The organism is Cupriavidus alkaliphilus, assembly GCF_014191175.1.
GTDB lineage: Bacteria > Pseudomonadota > Gammaproteobacteria > Burkholderiales > Burkholderiaceae > Cupriavidus > Cupriavidus alkaliphilus.
In genome coordinates this window covers 111,443-127,978 of record NZ_JACHWE010000008.1, presented here as the reverse complement: position 1 = coordinate 127,978, position 16,536 = coordinate 111,443, and the positions used below count along the sequence as shown (strand labels likewise).

Here is a 16,536-nt window from a genome sequence, read left to right as displayed (position 1 = left end):
GGGAACCAGTGCCAGGCACACAGCGGGCACGACGCGCGGATTCCGGAGATCGCCTGCACCATGAGATTGCTGCACGTCATACCCTCCATCGACCCTGCCGGGGGTGGCCCCATCGAGGGCATCCGCCAATTGCGCCAGCCGCTGCGCGAACGCGGCGCCGAGATCGACGTCTGCTGCGGCGATGCACCCGATGCACCGTTCGTGCGCGCCAGCGAGATGAACGTGGTCGCACTGGGCCCGACCCCGACCAAGTACGGCTTCAACCCGAGGATGCTGGCGTGGCTGCGCGCCCATGCGGCGGACTACGACGCAGTGCTGGTCGAAGGCCTGTGGCAGTTCCATGCGCTCGCTACCTGCCTCGCGCTGCGCGGCAGCGAGGTGCCGTACTTTGTCTATACCCACGGCATGCTCGATCCGTGGTTCCGCGAACGCTATCCGCTCAAGCACGTCAAGAAGAGCCTGTACTGGCTGCTGGGTGAGTACTGGGTGCTGCGCGGCGCGCGCGCGGTGCTGTTCACCTGCGAGGAAGAGCAGCGGCGTTCGCGCAACGCGTTCTGGCCCTATCGCTGCCGCGGGCTGGTGGCCGGCTACGGCACCGCCCAGCCACCCACCGCGGCCATGCCGTTGCGCGAGGCGTTCTTCACTGCGTTCCCGGCACTGCGCGGCAAGCGCATCGTGCTGTTCCTCGGCCGGATCCACGAAAAGAAAGGCTGCGACCTGCTGGTCGAAGCCTTTGCCGGTGTGGCCGGTGCCGACCCGCGGCTGCAGCTGGTGCTGGCAGGGCCGGTGGAGGCGGCGCTGCGCGAGCGGCTGGTGCGCCAGGCCGAACGCCTGGGGCTGGCGCAGCGGCTCAGCTGGACCGGCATGCTGTCGGGCGACCTGAAGTGGGGCGCCTATCACGCGGCCGAAGTCTTTGCCCTGCCGTCGCACCAGGAGAACTTTGGCGTGGCCGTGGCCGAGGCGCTGGGCTGCGGCGTGCCGGTGCTGATATCGGACAAGGTCAATATCTGGCGCGAAATCGTTGCCGACGGCGCCGGACTGGCCGGCGCCGATTCCGCCGAGGGCACCGGCGCGTGCCTGCGCCAGTGGCTGCAGGCCGATCCCGGCGCGCAGGCGCGCATGCGGGTGCAGGCGCAAGCCTGCTTCCAGCGACGCTTCGAGGTGCGCCAGAGCGCGCAGCGGCTGCTGGAGATCCTGAGCGAGCGGCCGGTGCCGGCGCCTGCCGCCGATGCCGCCACCACTGCCACGCCGGGCGGCACGCCATGAAAGCGCTGCGCATCTTCGTCTTCGCGGTGCTGTCGCAGGGGCTCGGCGCCATCACCGGCCTGCTGCTGGCGCACTGGCTCAGCGTCGGCGACTACGCGATCTATACCGTCACCGGCGCCATCGTCGGCGCCATGTCGATCGTCACCAAGGGCGGCATCCATTTCGGGCTGAATGCCATCCTGGGGCGCACCTGGCCAGACCGCGAGCGCGCGGCGCAGGCCACGCGCGCCGCGCTGGCGCAGCGCAAGCGCATCTCGGCCTTCCTGCTGCCGCCGCTGCTGATCGTCGCCGGCGTGCTGATGTACCGCAACCATGCGTCGCTGGCGTTGATCGCCGCGTTGCTGCTGACGCTGCTGACGATGTGGTATTTCGACATGCAGTCGCGCGTGGTGGACCAGGTGCTGCTGTTCGCCAACCGCGCACCGGCGCTGCAGGCACTCGATGCCAGCCTGTCGGGCGCGCGGCTGCTGCTGTCATGGGGCGTCTACCTGCTTGGATGGCAGAGCGCGCTGGCGGCCAGCCTGGTCAACACGCTCTTCGCCGGCCTGCGCGTGCCGTTCGTGCGCCGCTGGCTGCGCCGCGAGCTGCCGGCGCGGGCCGCCGAGCCGGTGGCCGAGGACCAGCGTTCGATCCGCGCCATCACGCGCCGCCAGATTCCCATGGACGCGTTCTATTGCCTGCAGTCGCAGTTCGCCTTCGCCATCGTCGCGTTCTACGGCGCGGTCAGCCAGACCGCGGCGATCGGCGCGCTGTCGCGCATCGGCCAGCTGCTGGTGCCGGTCAGCATCGTGGTGGGCGCGTATGTCGTGCCGCGCTTCGCGCAGGCGCGCGAGCACGTGCTGCGCCAGTACCTGGGCTGGCTGCTGCTGGGTTCGCTGCCGGCCGGCACGCTGGTGCTGCTGGCCTGGTTGTGGCCCGGGCTGCTGCTGCGCCTGGTCGGGGCCAACTACGCCGGCCTGAGCTCCGAGCTGCTGATCGCCTGCCTGGGCGCCGGCGCCTACAGCATTGCCGGCGTGGCCTGGGAACTGCTGGCCAACCGCGGCCTGAACCACTTCAACTACATGCAGGTGCCGGTGGTGATCGCCTGGTGCCTGGTCGCGCCTCACCTGCTGGACCTGACCACGCTGCGCGGCGTGCTGTGGTTCGAGGCCGGCCTGGCGTCCGGGCTTGGCGCCGCGGTGCTGTGCGAGCTGGCGGGCGCGATCCGTGCCGGGCGGCTGCTGCCGCCGCCGGTGCTGAGCGTCGACGGGGGCCGCCCATGAAGGTCCTGGTCACCCACCCCGGCCTGCAGCATTCGCACCAGATGGCGCAGGCGCTCCACGAGCAGGGGCTGCTGTGCCAGTACTGGTCGGGCGTGCCGGTGCGCGGGCCGGGCGAGCCGGTGCCGTGGTGGCTGCCGCCCGCGCTCGGCGCCAAGGTGCGCGAGGTCGGCATCCCGCAGGCCCTGCGCCGCCACCCGCTGTGCTTTCCGGCCATGCTCAAGCTGGGGCTGCACCGCCGCGTCGGGCTCAACCGCTTTTTGCGCATGTCGCAGTCGGCCTATGCGCACCGCGTGTTCCACCTGTTCGATGCATGGGCGGCGCGGCGCGTCGAGGCGCTGCGCCCCGACGTGGTGGTGGCCTACGAGAACTCGGCGATGCAGACCTTCGAGGCGGCCCGCCGTATCGGCGCGCGCTGCGTGCTCGACGCGCCGGCGGTGCATCGCGCGACCGCGGCGGCCCTGCTGGGGCTGCAGCCCGATCCCTACCTGGCCTGCATCGACGCGCGCAAGGACCGCGAGGTGGAGCTGGCGGACCTGGTCATCACCTGCTCCGAATTCGCCGCGCAGACCTATGCCCAGGCCGGCGTGCCGGACGCCAAGCTCAGGCCGATCCTGCTCGGCGCCAGCCTGCCCGGCAACGTGCAGCGCCGGCGCACGCGCGCCGGCACGCGCTTCCTGTATGCCGGCGGGCTGACCACGCTCAAGGCGGTCGACCTGCTGCAACAGGCCTTCGCCATGGTGCGCGCGCGCGTGCCCGAGGCCGAGCTCGCGGTGGCCGGCGGCGGCGCCGAGCCCGCGCTGGCCGCGGCACTGGCGTCGACGCCCGGGGTCACGCTGCTCGGCGCGCTGCCGCAACCGGCGCTCTACCAGGAGCTGGCTGACGCCGATTGCCTGGTGCTGCCGTCGCGCTTCGATTCCTTCGGCATGGTGGTGGCCGAGGCGCTCGCCTGCGGCACGCCGGCGCTGGTGTCGGAGCGGGTCGGGGCCAAGGAGATCTTGCGGGAATTCCCGCGCGCGGGCTGGGTCGTCCAGGTCAGCGCGCAATCCTTGTATGACCGCATGCTGGAGCTTGCCACGGTACGCGCCAGCCTGGACGAGGCGCGCCCTTATGCGAGCCTGGCCGGGGAGAAGTACACCTGGGCCAGGTATCGCCGCGCCGCGGTCGCAACCATCGCGACGCTATGCTGAGCCACTCCGCCGCACCCCTGGCGCCGCCGGCGCGCTCGCGCATCCGCCGGCATGCCCGCACCACCTTCGGCACCGTGTTCCTGCTGGTGTTCCTGGTGGCCGTCCTGGAAGGCGCGGCGCGCAAGTGGGTGGCGGGCTCGCTGAGCCTGCCGCTGGTGCTGCTGCGCGACCTGCTGGCGGTCTATGGCATCTACTACGCGATGCGCTATGGCGGCTTCACGCCGGCGCGGCCGGCGATGCGGCTGCTGCTGCTGTGGAGCGCGCTGGTGCTGGCGTGGGGGCTGGTGCAGACCATCGCCGGCGACGGCACGCTCGCCATCATGCTGGTCGGGCTGCGCTTCTGGCTGCTCTATGTGTGGTTCGGCGTGGCAGCGGCGCTGCTGCTCGAGCCCGAGGACGTTGCGGCGATCTGCAAGACCACGCTGGTGCTGATGGTGCTGATGGCGCCGCTGGTGGTGATGCAGCACTTCCTGCCGCCCGGCAGCTTCCTGAACCGGCAGGTCGACGGCGACGAAGACCGGGTCTTCATGATGGTCGGCGACATCGTGCGCACTACCGGCACCTTCTCGTTCACGCTGGGCTACACCACCTTCCTGGCGATCACCATGCCGATTGCACTGCAATACGTGCTCGGCGGCGACGGCAAGCGGCACTGGCTGTATGCGCTGGTGGTGCTGGGCTGCCTGCTGGTCAGCGTGCTGGTCAGCGGTTCGCGCGCCACCGTGTTGCTGCTGCCGGGCCTGTTCGCAGTGGCGGCGCTGTGCACCCTGACGTTCGGGCGCAGCGTGGCCAGGCGGCGCGTGCTGGTCTGGCTCGGCGCGGCGATGGTGATGGGGGCGGTCGGCATGGCCGTGTTCAGCGAGTCCGTCGAAAGCACGGCGCAGCGCTTCCACGACGCCGCCGAAGACGAAGACTTCGGCGACCGCGTCGGCACCATGTTCCTGGGCGAGAGCGAGGCCTATGCCAGGCCGACCCTGCTGGGCGCGGGGCTGGGGCGCGGCAGCAACCTGGCCAGCTATCTCGAGCGCGGCGAAATCACCTTCATGCTGTCCGAGACCGAGACCGGGCGCACCATCGAGGAGGCCGGCCTGCTGGGCTATCTGTACGTGGCGCTGAAGTTCGCGGTGTGCGTGGCCGGCATGTGGCTTGCGATCGGCGCGGCGCGCCGCACCGGCAACTGCTTTGCCATCCTGCTGTGGCTGGTGAGCACGCTGTGCCTGCTGACGTGGTCGCTGATCGGCCAGCTCACCGCCAACGTGCTGGGCTTTCTCTTTGTCGGCTTCACCATGGCGGTCACGCGGCTGGAGCGGCAGGGGCGGCTGACGGGCGCGAACAAGCGCGCACGGCCGCGGCGACGACACGCGCGCTAGCGGCACGCTGCGGGCCACGCATCCCATCGGGCATCCACATCGATCCGCGAAGAAAAGCAATATGAGGCTCATCCTGTTCGGTCATCCCGTCTTTTTCGGCAGCCACAGCATGGACCGCTTCGCGGCCATGATCGTCGAGGGCATGCGCGAGCGCGGCCACGAGGCCCAGCTATGGACCCCGCCCGCCGTGCTGGTGCGGCTGTCGACGCGCCCGGGCCTGCGCAAGTGGCTCGGCTATGTCGACCAGTACATGCTGTTTCCCGCGTGGGCGTGGTGGCGGCTGCGGCGCGAGGGCGCCGGCGCGCTGGTGGTGCTGACCGACCATTCGCTGGGCATGTGGATGTGGCTGCTGCACCGGCGCCCGCATGTGATCCACTGCCACGACTTCATCGCGCAGCGCACCGCCGCCGGCGAGTTTCCCGGGCGCCAGCTGTCGGCCAGCGGGCGGCTCTACCAGGCGCTGATCCTGCGCGGCATTGGGCTGGGGCGGAACTTTGTCGCGGTGTCGGAGAAGACCGCGCACGACCTGCTGCGCCTGCATCCGGGGCCGAGGCCGCGCGTGCGGGTGGTGCACAACGGCCTCAACTACCCGTTCCTCCCGCTCGCGCCGGATGTCGCCATGCGCCGGCTGCGCGCGGCCAGCATCGACGATATCGAGCCCGGCATGCTGGTCCATATCGGCGGCAACCAGTGGTACAAGAACCGCGAAGGCGTGCTGGCGCTATACCAGGCCTATTGCGAGGCCAGCAGCGCGGGCGGTGGCAGCGGTGCCGCTGCGGCGCCGCGCCCGCTGTGGATGATCGGCCCCGAGCCGACTCCCGCCATGCGCGAGCTGGCCGCCGGCGCGGAGCGGCTGGGCGGCAAGGTGCGCTTCCTGGAGGGCATGTCCACCGCGGCCGTGCACGCCGCCTATGCGCTTGCGGCGGTGCTGCTGTTCCCGAGCCTGGAAGAGGGCTTCGGCTGGCCCGTGATCGAGGCCATGGCATGCGGCATCCCGGTGCTGACCACGGCGCGGGCGCCGATGCAGGAGATCGGCGGCGGGCTGGCGCTGCTGATGGAGCCGATGGAACCGGACCAGGCGCAGGCCTGGGCCCGGCGCAACGTGGGCGTGCTGCTGGAGCTGCTGTCGTGGCCACAGGCGCGGCTCGACCAGCTCTCGGCCGACTCGCTGGCGTGGGTGCGGCATTTCTCCGCGGAGCGCGCGCTGGACCAGTACGAGGCCATCTACCTGGCCGCGCTGGCCCCGGCCTCGGCCACTGCGGCGGCGGAGGCCGAGGCCAGCTGAGACCAGTTGAGACCAGTTGAGATCAGCAGACCCCGGCGGGGGCCGGGGCAGGCCCGCACAACGCAGCCGTTGCGCGGGCGCCGGCTCAATGCAGGATGTAGGCGACGGTCTGGATCACGCCCGCGCCTTCGCGCACCTCGCACAGCACGCGGCTGTGCACCGGCTTCAGGTTGAACGGCGGCGCGGTCAATACCACGCCGCTCGGCACCATGCGCGCCAGGCGCGTCGAGGCCCCCAGCCGCTTCTTGGCGTTGGGCGGAAAGTCCGGCGCCAGCGGCAGGTGTTCGGTCAGCACCAGCACCTGGTAGCGGTGCAGCTTGGCCAGCACGCGCGCGATCCTGTCGTTGTCCAGGTGCTGCAGCACCTGGCGCAGGAACACCACGTCGCCCGCGGGCAGCTCGTCGCCGGCAATGTCGAGGCAGCGGAAATCCACGTCGAGATGGGCGTAGCGCGCGCGGTTGGCCGCGATCAGCGGCGCCACCACGTCGCAGGCCACATAGCGCCCGCAGGCGGGGCGGATGCGGCTGCCGATATGGAAGTCGCCGCAGCCCAGGTCGACCACGTCGGGCTTGCGCGGCAGTTCGCGCAGCAGCGCGGTGACCGCCTCGGCATAGGGCTCGACGATGCGCGGATCGTGCGAGCCGGTGCCGCTGAAGAAGCCCGGCTCGTCGGCCTCGCCCCACAGGCTGCTGTGGTAGACGTCGGAAAACACTTCGCCCGGCGGCTTGGCGCCGTAGCGTGCGTCATGCTGCTGCTCGCGGCGCACGTGGTAGTAGGTGCGCAGCCAGGCGGGCACCAGGGGTTTGATGGTTCGCATCAGGCGTTGCACCAGCGCGGGGTGCGTGGTCGCGGTGTCAGGACTCATGTCGGGTTCCCCCTTGGGCGTTGCGTTGGCCGCGGCGGCGCTCAGGCCACCGCGGAGGCGTCTTGCGCGGCAGGCGGCGATACCAGTGCCTGCAGTGCGCACTCCAGTTGCGCCAGCACCGCGTCGCGGCCGAGGTGGGCTTCGGCCCAGGCGCGGCCCGCGGCGGCATGCATGGCGCGCCGCTGCGGCTGGCAGGCGAGGGTGGCAATGGCGTGCGCCAGCGCGCTGGCGTCGCCGGGCGGCACCAGCACGCCCACGCGGGCCACCAGGCGGCCCAGCTCGGTATCGGGCTGCGCGGTGGCAATGACCGCGCGCCGGCTCGCCAGCATGCCGGTGAGCTTCGACGGCATCACCAGGTCGGCGGCATCGGCGCGCTGCGGCAACAGGTGCATGTCCGCGGCCGCCATCATGGCGTGGAACTGCGCCTGCGGCTGCAGCGGCAGGAAATGCACGCGTGCCAGGCCGGCGCAGCGTGCCTGCAGCGCGGCGCGGCCGCTGCCGTCGCCGCACAGCACCATGTGGATGCGCGGGTGGCCCTGCAGCGCCTGCGCGGCATCGGCGAGCACTTCCAGGCCCTGCTTGTTGCCCATGTTGCCGGCGTACAGCGCGATCACCGCGTCGGCGGGGATGCCCAGGCCGTGCCGGAACCCCAGCGCCGCGTCGGCCGGGGCCTCGTGCAGGTCGGCCCAGTTGGGCAGCAGCTGCAGGCGCGCGGGGCTGACGCCCTTGGCGCGCAGCGCCTCCGCCATGGCCTGCGAGATAGTCGAGACGCGGTGGTAGCGCGTGGTCAGCGCGCGCTCCATGCGCGTGGCCAGGCGGCGCAGCAGCGGATGGCGCAGCACCCCAAGCGCGAACGCGGCATCGACTTCCAGGTCCTGCACATGCAGCCAGGTGCGCGCGCGCGTGCAGCTGCCCAGCAGCAGCGCCGCCGGGCTGCACATCAGCGTGGGCTCGACCGCGAAGATCACCTCGGGACGCCAGCGCAGCTGTGCCGCCATGCACGGCACGCTGCTCAGCGCAAAGCTCATCAGGTGCAGGATGCGCAGCAGTCCGGACGGTTTGCGCGGCACCCACACCGGTGCGCGGTAGACCGTCACGCCGCCGTGCGTCTCGCGTGTATAGCGCCAGGCGCTGTAGCCGTCGCCGACGCGCCATGCGGGGTAGTACGGCGGGGCGCAGACCACGCGCACCTCATGCCCGCGCGCGGCCAGCCATTGCGCCTGCTCGCCGGTGTACTTGCCGATGCCGGTCAGTTCGGGCGCGTAGTTCTGGCAGTAGATCAGGATCTTCATGGCCGCTCCGCGCGCGCTCGGGGTCAGGCCAGCGCGGCCGCGATGCCGCCACGCAAGGTGCCGGTGCGGCAGGCCTCTTCGTAGACGCCGCGCAGGCCGTCGCGCAGCGCAATGCGCGGGCGCCAGCCGGTGCGCATGATGGCGCTGCTGTCGAGGCGCTTGCGCGGCGTGCCGTCGGGCTTGTCGGTTTCGAAAGCGATGGTGCCGCGATAACCGGTGACCTGCGCCACCAGTGCCGCCAGCGCGCCGATCGAGACCTCGTCGTCGCTGCCGACGTTGAGCAAGCCCGCGGGCGCGGCCTCGCGGTAGGCCGGTGCGGACAGCGCCATCACATGCAGGCAGGCACGCGCCAGGTCGTCAGCGTGCAGGAATTCGCGCAAGGGCTTGCCGGTGCCCCACACCGACACGCGCGCGCTGCCGGCCAGGCGGGCGTCGTGGAAGCGGCGCACCAGTCCGGGTATCACATGGCTGTTGGCGGGGTGGTAGTTGTCGCCGGGCCCATAGAGGTTGGTCGGCATCACGCAGCGGTAATCGGTACCGTACTGGCGGTTGTAACTGTCGCACAGCATGATGCCGGCGATCTTGGCGATGGCGTAGGGCGCGTTGGTCGGCTCCAGCGCGCCGGTCAGCAGCGCGGCTTCGGGGATCGGCTGCGGCGCCAGCCGCGGGTAGATGCAGCTCGATCCCAGAAACAGCAGCTGCCGCACGCCGGCCTGCCAGGCGGCATGGATCACGTTGGTGGCGATGGCGAGGTTCTGGTGGATGAACTCGGCCGGGTAGGTATGGTTGGCATGGATGCCGCCGACGCGCGCGGCGGCCAGGTAGACCGCGTCGATGCGCTGGCTGGCGAAGAACGCCTGCACCTGCGCCTGGTCGCACAGGTCCAGCTCGACGTGCGTGCGCGTGACGATATCGGCGCCGCCCTGCGCGCGCAACGCACGCTCGATGGCCGAGCCGACCATGCCGCGATGGCCGGCGACAAAGATGCGCGGGCGCGCTGCCAGGGCCTGGTTCATGGGATCCTCGCGGTGGCCGTGCACGCGGCTACTCAAGATGGTTGAAGGCCTGGAAGCCGGCCAGCCTGACCAGCGCGTCGCGGCGCGCCGCGGCGTAGTCGGCCTCGATCATTTCCCGGACCAGTTCGGCAAAGCCGATGCGCGGGCTCCAGCCCAGGCGCTCGCGCGCGCGGCTGGCATCGCCGAGCAGGGTTTCCACCTCGGTCGGGCGGAAGTAGCGCGGATCGACCCGCACCACGATCTCGCCCGGCTTGCACGCCGGTGCGATGCCGCCGCCGCGCGCGGGCGGATCGACATGCTCGACGATGCCGACCTCGTCGACGCCGCTGCCATGGAAGGTGATGGTGATGCCCAGCTCGCGCGCCGCGCGCTGCACGAACTCGCGCACGCTGTGCTGCTCGCCGCTGGCGATGACGAAGTCCTCCGCCGCCGGCTGCTGCAGCATCAGCCACTGCATCTCGACGTAGTCGCGCGCATGGCCCCAGTCGCGCAGCGCCGACAGGTTGCCCAGGTACAGCGTTTCCTGCAGCCCCAGCGCGATGCGCGCGATCGCGCGCGTGATCTTGCGGGTGACGAAGGTCTCGCCGCGCACCGGGCTTTCATGGTTGAACAGGATGCCGTTGCAGGCGTACATGCCATAGGCCTCGCGGTAGTTCACCGTGATCCAGTAGGCATAGAGCTTGGCCGCGGCATACGGGCTGCGCGGATAGAACGGCGTGGTTTCCTTCTGCGGGATCTCCTGCACCAGCCCGTAGAGTTCGGAGGTGGAGGCCTGGTAGAAGCGCGTGAGCTTTTCCATGCCCAGGATGCGGATCGCCTCGAGCAGGCGCAGCGTGCCGATGGCGTCGGTGTTGGCGGTGTATTCGGGCTCTTCGAACGAGACCTGCACGTGGCTCTGCGCGGCGAGGTTGTAGATCTCGTCGGGCTGCGACTGCTGCACCACGCGCACCAGGCTGGCGGTGTCGGTCATGTCGCCGTGGTGCAGGATCAGGCGGCGCTCCTGCGCCTGCGGATCCTGGTACAGGTGGTCGATGCGCTCGGTGTTGAACAGCGAGCTGCGCCGCTTGATGCCATGCACTTCATAGCCCTTGCCCAGCAGCAGCTCGCACAGGTACGAGCCGTCCTGCCCGGTGATGCCGGTGATCAGCGCACGCCGGACGCCGTTGCGCCCGCGCGGCGCGGCTCGTTCCGGCCCGGTGGCGGTGATATGACCGAGTGTGTCCAGCTCGTTTGCGCCCATGGCTCTGATCCGTTAGCAAGTGGGGCGACTGTAGCGCCGCGCTGCGGCGCCGCACCGTCTGCTACCCCACACAACGGCGGCCTGCCGTGTGGGCGCTGCGCCACGGATCAGGTGCGCGGCATCGGTGTCGTGACCTCGGCGCCGGCGCGCTCTGCGGTGGCGTCATGGCCGGGCGCAAGCCGCAAGTGCTGCCACAGCAGGCGCGTGGTGGCCCAGAACGGCGCCACGCCGCGCCAGCCGCTGCGGTGCAGGTGGTGCCCCAGGTTGTGCGGCAACGCCAGCATCATGAACAGCGCGGCCTTGTCATGGCGGTGCTGGCTGCGCCAGTACCGATGCAGCATCGTGACCATGCGCGCGGCATCGGCGGCCGGGCTTCCCGCGCAGGGCGGCGGCCGCTGGGCATCGAGCTGATTGACCGCGCTGGGAATCAGCTCGATGCGGCAGCCGCAGCCGTAGACTGCGCGTCCGGTCAGGTCGGCGACGTCGTAGTCGGCATCGAGGCATTCGTCGAACGGCAGCCGCTCCAGCAGCGCGCGCGGGAATACCGTGCTTGGCAGCACCACCGCGCACAGCGGCCGCGCCCGCGCGCCACGGCGCGGCGGCTGGCGCAAAGGCTGGCCCAGGAAATCCTCGCGCTGCGGCCGCAGGCATTCGCCGGCGCGCATCGCCGTGCCGGTCAGCACCAGCGCGTCGGCGTTGCCGCCCGCGGCGACCCGGTAGATGAAGTCGTCGGCGAGGCGCTCGCCCATCTGCTGCAGGAAGGTCGGGCCCAGCGTGGCGTGGTCGTCCAGAAACAGCACATGGGTGCCGGTGGCCGCGCGCAGCAGGCGGTTGCGGCTGGCGGCGGCGCCGCGCCGCGGACCATCCAGGCAGGGGATGTCGGGGTAGGCGTCGCGCATCAGCGCGCGCGTGGCGTCGTGGCTGCTGTCGTCGCAGACGATCAGCTGGTGCGGCGGCGTGGTCGACGCCGCGATCGACTGCAAGGTCCGGCGCAATCCGTCCGGATGGTCGCGCGTGCTGACGCACACGGAAAAGCTGGGCAAGAACGTGCTGGCTTGCATGATGACCCCTCCCGTCCGGCAAGCGCCGGCTTGGCGCCGGCCCGTCTGTGCGGGCGCGGCGCGCGGCAAAACCTTCAGCCCGGCTTCAGACCGCCGGCCTGACCGCCTGGCACGGCGGTTCGTTGCGCCTTGGCGCCACCCCGGCGCCATTGGTTTCGCGCGTGATGCGTTCGTCGCCGCTGACCCATTCCAGCGTGGCGCCCCGCTGCAGGGCGGCGTAGACCGCCTCGCCCTTGTTGCGCACCTTGAGCCGCTGGTACAGCGTGCAGGCGTGGCTCTTCACCGTCGCCACCGAGATGTTGAGCATGCGGCTGACGGTCTTGATCGGATAGCCGCGCGCCAGCAGCACCAGCACCTCGTACTGGCGCGGCGTGATCTTCAGCATCTCAGCTTCGTCGTAGCCGGGTTCTTCCTCGGCCAGCGGCATGGCAGTGGGTGCGGGCGAAACCGGCGCCGGGGCCGCCGCGGACAGCGGCTGGCCGGGCCGCAGCTCGGTCAGGTCGCGCAGCGCCACGGTGGTACGCAGGGCGGCGCGGGGGGTGCTGGCGCAGGACGCCAGCGCCAGCTGCTCCCCCGGCGGTTGGGCCGGATGCGCGGCGCTGAGCGGCAGCGGCGCAGCCGAGGCGAGTGACTGCGTGACGGGCATGGCCGAGCGCGATGCCGAGGGCAGGGTGCCGGTCTCGGCGGTGAAGAGCAGCCCCTGTACGCCCGACACGGCCATGCGGATGGCAGCCTCGATCACTGCCAGCGAGGCGGACTTGGGCAGGCAGCCGCAGATGCCGCGCGCGCTGTCCGCGGTGGGCACATGCAAGGGCAGGGTGTCGGCCAGGATCAGGATGCGTTGCGGCGCGAGCGTCTGGCGGGCCTGTTCCAGCAGCACCCAGCCCGGCGCGGGGTCGGCGGGCATGCCGAATACGAGCAGGTCGGCGTTCTGGTGCCGGGCGTCCAGCCTGGCCATATCCGCGGGTGCAATGGCCGCCACCTGCGCGGATTCCTGGATGTTCTCGAGCATCTGCAACAGCCCGAGCCGGAGCAGCGGATGCTCCTCGATCAGCAACGCATTCATGGACTTCACTCCCCGTTTTTACCCGGGGGCGGACGGTGGGGCGCTTTGCGTATGGAAGACGTAACAGGACCGCCGTCACCGCGCTGGCTGGTGACTGGTGACTGGCTCTGTGGCTGACCCCCATGCTTCCATGCCGGGCGGTTCCGTTGTTGTGGCTGGAACTTGCCCATGGCTGGAAGGATGACCCCGAATCCGAACCCGGGTGCTTGTTACTCCTAAATCAGTTGGAATTCATCTTATGGGCTGGGGGAGGGGAATGCAAGCAAGGGGGTACGGGGTGGAATGAAGGAGGGAATGAAAGGACCTTCATAATCCTTTCAAATATATCGTATTTATACCTGCCAGGTTCCGCAAACGCCGCGCTGACGCCGTTCCCGGTGGTTTCATCGATGTGACATTCAGAGTTTAATTGGTTGCAAATCTGAAACAGATTCTATTATCTTTGGCCGGATATGACGGTTTTATAACCCTATTGAGGGGTGTCCGGAATACACCATCAGCGGTGCTGCTCCAATTATGAAACGCGCCCCGGAAATGCTGGTTGTGAAATCAATCCGGCAGATTTGCCGGCACGTCGCGCACATGGTCTAGTGCATCTGGATGAGGCGCGGCTACCACCATGGTTGAGCGCTGCGGCGCCGGCGCCACCGGCCGCGACGGGCTTGCCACCACCCATCGGTGGGGAGCAGGCCGCGCGGCGGGATGATGGCGCCGGCGGCCCGGCTCAGCGTACCCAGCGGCCCGGGCGCATGACCCAGCCGTGCGGGCCGCGTACCCAGCGCTCGGGCACATAGCGGTAGCCCACGCGCTGCGGCTGCCAGTAGCCGCCGCGCCAGGCGTAGCGTCCGCCGCGCGCTTCCCAGTGGCCCGGCACCCAGACCTGGCCGCGGCGCGCGGCCGGGTGCGGCTCATAGCGCGGCGGCGGCGGCGGATGGCCGTAGCCGCGGGCGATCGGCGCCTGATGGGCTTCGGCAGGGGCGGTCAGTCCGAAGGCGCCGCCCGTGGCAAGGACGGCTGCAGCAAGCAGGAGTTGGCGTTTCATGGAGGGCTCCTTTGGGCGGTGGCGGAATCAGTAGTGGTGATGGTGGTGGCGCGGCGGCGGGCCGCCGCGCGGGGGCACCACGATGCAGGCGGAAAGCAGTGCGGCGGTGGTAGACAGCAGCACCACCAGCGAGAGGGCTCGTTTCATCTTGGCTCCTGGCGGGATCGCGTTGGACACGGCTTCAATGTAGCGGCCGGCTGCCGCGCTGCGCGCTTGCACTTGTAAGCCTGTCTCACATGGGGCGACGGCTCGAGCCAGCCGCCGCGGCGCCCGCATGCCCCTCCGGAAACCCTTGCCAGGCAACGCTTTGCGGGCAATAAGGCGGACCCGTCGATCGGCTCGCGGGCACCGCGTCGAAGGTAATGTGACGTTACATGGGAAATAAATCTAGCAAGACAGGCAGGCTGAGTGCGGCCGCTACGGTGTCCAGGCCGGCCCCCGCGAACACGCAGAAACGGGTACGCAATGGCAATGCGGCGCGTCGGCATGAGGCGCCGCCCGGACGCGATGGGCTATACCAGTGAGAAGTGGCCACGGATGCGGGAAGGAGGCGCCATGCCGGTCATGCTTATCGTGCTTGCCCTGCAATGGCTGCAGGGCCTGTCGCCGCCTGCCGCGGCCTTGTTCGCGCTGCCGCAGGAGCGGGCGCCGGCGGATGCCACGGCCGTGGTGGAGGCCGCGCCGGCCCGCTGACCCGCTGACCCGCTGACCCGCAGCTCGCGCCGGCTGACGGCCAGCCTGGAATCTGCCGCGCGCCGTCAGCTTGACCTGGCCGGTTTCATCCCGCCTGCCGCGCGCAGCCGGCGGGCGCCGGCAAAGCAAAGGACGCGCCGTAGCGCGCCGGGTCCAGCCGCATGGTCAGCACGCCGACCACCGCCGCGCACGCCAGGTGGTACCACCAGCCCGTGGCGAAGCTGCCGGTGCGGGCCTGCAACATGGCGGTGATCCACGGTGCCAGCGACGCCAGCAGGAAGCCGCCGCCCTGCATCACCGCGCTCAGCGCGCCGGCGCTGTCGGCGTCGGGCAGGTGGTCCAGCGCCACCACCAGGTACAGCGCAAAGCAGCCGCCCAGGCCGGCGCCGCCGATCACGGCCCAGGCGTGCGGCGCGACCTCCGGCCACAGCGCCAGCCCGGCGAAGCCCGCAACCTGCATGGCCAGCGCCAGCGCCATCCACGCGCGCCGGTCCAGGCGGCGCGCCGCCAGCGTCGGCAGCAGCAGCGCCGCGGCGGCCTGCGCCACCGCCATCAGCGCCACCAGCGAGCCGCTGGCCGGCGCGCTCCAGCCATGGCTCTGGTAGAACGGCGCCAGCCACGCCACCAGCGAGGCATAGCCGCCGTTCATCACGCCGAAGCTGATCATCAGCAGCCAGGTGCGCGGGCGCCGTAGCAGCGCGCGGGTCTTTCCGGCGGCGACGGGCGGGCGCCCAGACGGCGCGGCCGGCGCCAGTGTCTGCTGGCCGGCCGGCCCCCGCGGCAGCGCCACCCACGCCAGCGCGAGCGCCGCCAGCGCGGGCACGGCCCAAAGCGCCAGCGCCTCGCGCCAGCTGCCGGCCAGCTCGGTCACATAGGGCGACAGCTGCGCGCCCAGCGCGCCGCCGCCCATTAGCGCGGCCGAATACAGTCCCATCACCGGCGCCACGCGCGCCGGGAACTCCTGCTTGACCAGCCCCGGGCACGCCGCCTGCACCACCGCCACGCCCAGCCCGCACAGCGCCGCCGAGGCGATCAGCCAGGTCCCGCCGGCCACGCCCAGCCGCAGCGCGCAGCCGGCGCCCAGCAGGGCCAGCGCGCCCAGCACCGCGGCGCGTGCGCCCAGCCGCGCGCGGATCGCCGGGCCGAAGAACGCGCCCACTCCCATCAGCAGCATTGGCAGCAGCGTCAGCCACGCCATGCCCTGGTAGCTCAGGCCAGTGCCGCCACGGATGGCCGGCGCCAGCGGCCCCACCGCGGTCAGGAACGGCCGCAGGTTCAGGCCGATGCCGGCCACGGCCGCCAGCACCAGCCAGCGCGGTGGAGCGGGGCGCGGTGGGCGCGCGCCCTCAGCCACGGCGCGGGCGCATGCCGTAGAGCTGCGCGGCGGAGAGGTCGACCGGCACCCGCGTCAGCGGTAGCGGCGGCGGGTCGAGCGGCAGGCGCAGCGCCTGGTAGGCGGCCTCGCTCGACATGCCGTAGGGCGCGGCATCCTGGTTGTCGAAGGCGTAGTAGACCGCCTGCACCCCGGCCATGGTCATCGCCGCCAGGCACATCGGGCACGGGTGGCCGCTGGCATAGACCACGCTGCCGCGCAGGTCGGGCCGGCCCAGCTTGCGCGCGGCGGCGCGCACCGCCTCCATCTCGGCATGGGTGGTGGGGTCGTGGCTGTGAACGATGTCGTTGACGCCGGTGGCGACGGTTTCGCCGTCCAGCACCAGCACGGCGCCGAACGGGCGCGCGCCGCGGTCACGGTTGGCCACCGCGAGGCGTACCGCCTCGCGCATGAATTCCTGGTGAGTAGTCATGATTGGCAGAAAAAGTGGGTACAAACATGCTCGCGTGCAACGCGGCATGGTGCGTGGAGTCGGGGCGATGGCGCCCGGACGCAAGC

At 71.0% G+C, this 16,536-nt stretch carries 15 protein-coding genes; 6 read left to right on the top strand and 9 right to left on the bottom strand.

Going from position 1 to position 16,536, the window contains the following annotated elements; translation table 11 throughout:
- Positions 1 to 60 precede the first annotated feature (60 nt).
- The 5 genes from FHX60_RS23095 (at position 61) to FHX60_RS23075 (ending at position 6,370) form a co-directional block, all read left to right on the top strand.
- On the top strand, positions 61 to 1,266 hold the full coding sequence (locus tag FHX60_RS23095) for a glycosyltransferase (protein ID WP_183284745.1): 1,206 nt from the start codon (positions 61 to 63) through the stop codon (positions 1,264 to 1,266).
- Positions 1,263 to 2,528, top strand: a complete 1,266-nt coding sequence (locus FHX60_RS23090) for a hypothetical protein (protein ID WP_092314878.1) — start codon at positions 1,263 to 1,265, stop codon at positions 2,526 to 2,528. The genes FHX60_RS23095 and FHX60_RS23090 overlap by 4 nt, the downstream gene beginning before the upstream one ends.
- Entirely contained in the window at positions 2,525 to 3,715 is a 1,191-nt protein-coding gene (locus tag FHX60_RS23085; RefSeq protein WP_092314876.1) for a glycosyltransferase family 4 protein, read from the top strand. The genes FHX60_RS23090 and FHX60_RS23085 overlap by 4 nt, the downstream gene beginning before the upstream one ends.
- Entirely contained in the window at positions 3,709 to 5,085 is a 1,377-nt protein-coding gene (locus FHX60_RS23080) for a hypothetical protein (RefSeq protein ID WP_183284744.1), read from the top strand. The genes FHX60_RS23085 and FHX60_RS23080 overlap by 7 nt, the downstream gene beginning before the upstream one ends.
- A gap of 61 nt (positions 5,086 to 5,146) precedes the next feature.
- Positions 5,147 to 6,370 (top strand): glycosyltransferase, encoded by a 1,224-nt coding sequence (locus tag FHX60_RS23075; protein WP_112776245.1) that lies wholly within the window; start codon positions 5,147 to 5,149, stop codon positions 6,368 to 6,370.
- A gap of 85 nt (positions 6,371 to 6,455) precedes the next feature.
- On the opposite strand, the gene FHX60_RS23070 is transcribed toward FHX60_RS23075, so the two are convergent.
- The 7 genes from FHX60_RS23070 to FHX60_RS23040 all read right to left on the bottom strand — a co-directional run bounded on the left by FHX60_RS23070 (position 6,456) and on the right by FHX60_RS23040 (position 13,952).
- Positions 6,456 to 7,235, bottom strand: coding sequence for a class I SAM-dependent methyltransferase (locus FHX60_RS23070; RefSeq protein ID WP_112776246.1), 780 nt, complete (start codon positions 7,233 to 7,235; stop codon positions 6,456 to 6,458).
- A gap of 41 nt (positions 7,236 to 7,276) precedes the next feature.
- Positions 7,277 to 8,527, bottom strand: a complete 1,251-nt coding sequence (locus FHX60_RS23065) for a glycosyltransferase WbuB (RefSeq protein WP_183284743.1) — start codon at positions 8,525 to 8,527, stop codon at positions 7,277 to 7,279.
- A 23-nt stretch (positions 8,528 to 8,550) separates the two neighbouring features.
- Entirely contained in the window at positions 8,551 to 9,543 is a 993-nt protein-coding gene (locus tag FHX60_RS23060; protein ID WP_183284742.1) for a GDP-L-fucose synthase family protein, read from the bottom strand.
- Positions 9,544 to 9,571: 28 nt separating this feature from the next.
- Positions 9,572 to 10,783: a GDP-mannose 4,6-dehydratase gene (gene gmd / locus FHX60_RS23055; RefSeq protein ID WP_181487053.1), complete on the bottom strand. Its 1,212-nt coding sequence runs from the start codon at positions 10,781 to 10,783 to the stop codon at positions 9,572 to 9,574.
- A gap of 107 nt (positions 10,784 to 10,890) precedes the next feature.
- The gene (locus FHX60_RS23050) at positions 10,891 to 11,844 is read right to left on the bottom strand and encodes a glycosyltransferase family 2 protein (protein ID WP_092314864.1); all 954 of its coding nucleotides are present in this window, start codon (positions 11,842 to 11,844) and stop codon (positions 10,891 to 10,893) included.
- An 85-nt stretch (positions 11,845 to 11,929) separates the two neighbouring features.
- Positions 11,930 to 12,910 carry a helix-turn-helix transcriptional regulator gene (locus FHX60_RS23045; protein WP_183284741.1) on the bottom strand — a complete coding sequence of 327 codons (981 nt, stop codon included), beginning with the start codon at positions 12,908 to 12,910 and terminating at the stop codon, positions 11,930 to 11,932.
- A gap of 724 nt (positions 12,911 to 13,634) precedes the next feature.
- The gene (locus FHX60_RS23040; protein ID WP_183284740.1) at positions 13,635 to 13,952 is read right to left on the bottom strand and encodes a YXWGXW repeat-containing protein; all 318 of its coding nucleotides are present in this window, start codon (positions 13,950 to 13,952) and stop codon (positions 13,635 to 13,637) included.
- 555 nt (positions 13,953 to 14,507) lie between these two features.
- On the opposite strand from FHX60_RS23040, the gene FHX60_RS23035 reads away from it, so the two are divergent.
- On the top strand, positions 14,508 to 14,645 hold the full coding sequence (locus FHX60_RS23035; protein ID WP_165835185.1) for a hypothetical protein: 138 nt from the start codon (positions 14,508 to 14,510) through the stop codon (positions 14,643 to 14,645).
- An 85-nt stretch (positions 14,646 to 14,730) separates the two neighbouring features.
- On the opposite strand, the gene FHX60_RS23030 is transcribed toward FHX60_RS23035, so the two are convergent.
- Positions 14,731 to 15,999 (bottom strand): cyanate transporter, encoded by a 1,269-nt coding sequence (locus FHX60_RS23030; RefSeq protein ID WP_183284739.1) that lies wholly within the window; start codon positions 15,997 to 15,999, stop codon positions 14,731 to 14,733.
- A complete protein-coding gene (locus tag FHX60_RS23025) occupies positions 15,992 to 16,450 on the bottom strand; it encodes a nucleoside deaminase (protein ID WP_111520847.1) in 459 nt (152 codons plus the stop codon). Before FHX60_RS23025 ends, FHX60_RS23030 begins: the two co-directional genes overlap by 8 nt.
- Positions 16,451 to 16,536 lie beyond the last annotated feature (86 nt).

What these genes read in the sequence shown, in the direction of transcription:
- FHX60_RS23085 (WP_092314876.1), top strand. Translation starts at nt 2,525, where the DNA reads ATGAAGGTCCTGGTCACCCACCCCGGCCTGCAGCATTCGCACCAGATG.
- FHX60_RS23050 (WP_092314864.1), bottom strand. Translation starts at nt 11,844, where the DNA reads ATGCAAGCCAGCACGTTCTTGCCCAGCTTTTCCGTGTGCGTCAGCACG.
- FHX60_RS23080 (WP_183284744.1), top strand. Translation starts at nt 3,709, where the DNA reads ATGCTGAGCCACTCCGCCGCACCCCTGGCGCCGCCGGCGCGCTCGCGC.
- FHX60_RS23075 (WP_112776245.1), top strand. Translation starts at nt 5,147, where the DNA reads ATGAGGCTCATCCTGTTCGGTCATCCCGTCTTTTTCGGCAGCCACAGC.
- FHX60_RS23035 (WP_165835185.1), top strand. Translation starts at nt 14,508, where the DNA reads ATGCCGGTCATGCTTATCGTGCTTGCCCTGCAATGGCTGCAGGGCCTG.
- FHX60_RS23090 (WP_092314878.1), top strand. Translation starts at nt 1,263, where the DNA reads ATGAAAGCGCTGCGCATCTTCGTCTTCGCGGTGCTGTCGCAGGGGCTC.
- FHX60_RS23065 (WP_183284743.1), bottom strand. Translation starts at nt 8,527, where the DNA reads ATGAAGATCCTGATCTACTGCCAGAACTACGCGCCCGAACTGACCGGC.
- FHX60_RS23070 (WP_112776246.1), bottom strand. Translation starts at nt 7,235, where the DNA reads ATGAGTCCTGACACCGCGACCACGCACCCCGCGCTGGTGCAACGCCTG.
- gmd (WP_181487053.1), bottom strand. Translation starts at nt 10,783, where the DNA reads ATGGGCGCAAACGAGCTGGACACACTCGGTCATATCACCGCCACCGGG.
- FHX60_RS23025 (WP_111520847.1), bottom strand. Translation starts at nt 16,450, where the DNA reads ATGACTACTCACCAGGAATTCATGCGCGAGGCGGTACGCCTCGCGGTG.
- FHX60_RS23095 (WP_183284745.1), top strand. Translation starts at nt 61, where the DNA reads ATGAGATTGCTGCACGTCATACCCTCCATCGACCCTGCCGGGGGTGGC.
- FHX60_RS23045 (WP_183284741.1), bottom strand. Translation starts at nt 12,910, where the DNA reads ATGAATGCGTTGCTGATCGAGGAGCATCCGCTGCTCCGGCTCGGGCTG.
- FHX60_RS23060 (WP_183284742.1), bottom strand. Translation starts at nt 9,543, where the DNA reads ATGAACCAGGCCCTGGCAGCGCGCCCGCGCATCTTTGTCGCCGGCCAT.
- FHX60_RS23040 (WP_183284740.1), bottom strand. Translation starts at nt 13,952, where the DNA reads ATGAAACGCCAACTCCTGCTTGCTGCAGCCGTCCTTGCCACGGGCGGC.